This window comes from Chachezhania antarctica, assembly GCF_003646465.1.
Taxonomy (GTDB): domain Bacteria; phylum Pseudomonadota; class Alphaproteobacteria; order Rhodobacterales; family Rhodobacteraceae; genus Chachezhania; species Chachezhania antarctica.
The window spans coordinates 1-518 of the sequence record NZ_QZEX01000045.1; the positions used below are offsets into that span (position 1 = coordinate 1).

1 protein-coding gene is annotated in these 518 nt (G+C 62.0%); it reads left to right on the top strand.

Features of this window, described 5'->3' with window-relative positions:
• Positions 1-518, top strand: a 518-nt coding sequence (locus tag D4754_RS23780) for a GTP-binding protein (protein WP_121068647.1), incomplete at both ends; no start/stop codon positions are given.

Genomic DNA, 518 nt, shown 5'->3' on the forward strand with positions numbered 1-518 from the left:
ATGGCAAAGGCAAAGTTCGAACGTAATAAGCCGCACGTGAACATCGGCACGATCGGTCACGTCGACCACGGCAAGACGACGCTGACGGCAGCGATCACCAAGTATTTCGGCGACTTCAAGGCCTATGACCAGATCGACGGCGCGCCGGAAGAAAAGGCGCGCGGGATCACGATCTCGACGGCGCACGTGGAATACGAGACGGACAACCGTCACTACGCCCACGTCGACTGCCCCGGGCACGCCGACTACGTGAAGAACATGATCACGGGTGCGGCGCAGATGGACGGCGCGATCCTGGTCGTGAACGCGGCCGACGGCCCGATGCCGCAAACGCGCGAGCACATCCTGCTGGGCCGCCAGGTCGGCATCCCGACGATGGTCGTCTACCTGAACAAGGTCGACCAGGTGGATGACGAAGAGCTGCTGGAACTGGTGGAAATGGAAGTGCGCGAGCTTCTGTCTTCGTACGAATATCCCGGCGACGACATTCCGATCATCCCGGGCTCGGCCCTGGCTGC